This is a genomic window from Actinoplanes rectilineatus, assembly GCF_000962825.1.
Classification (GTDB): domain Bacteria; phylum Actinomycetota; class Actinomycetes; order Mycobacteriales; family Micromonosporaceae; genus Actinoplanes; species Actinoplanes rectilineatus.
This window is the reverse complement of sequence record NZ_JZKF01000310.1, coordinates 1-203: the sequence shown is the minus strand read 5'-3', so window position 1 is coordinate 203 and position 203 is coordinate 1. Positions and strand designations below refer to the sequence as shown.

The following is a 203-nucleotide window of genomic DNA, read 5'->3' as shown; positions in this document are numbered from 1 at the left end:
CGCGCCGTACATCTCCCACACCGAGAAATCGAACGCGTAAGAATGAAAAAGACACCACACATCATCCGGACCGAACGTGAAATGCTCCGCCGACGCCGCGAACAACCGCAACACATTCCGCTGCGTGACCTGAACACCCTTGGGAACACCCGTCGACCCCGACGTGAAGATGACATAAGCGTGCCGGGACGGCGCCACCGACA

At 59.1% G+C, this 203-nt stretch carries 1 protein-coding gene; it reads right to left on the bottom strand.

The features are described from left to right. Positions 1 to 203 (bottom strand): AMP-binding protein (locus WH85_RS46515; RefSeq protein WP_045748634.1); only part of this gene is annotated, 203 nt, incomplete at both ends.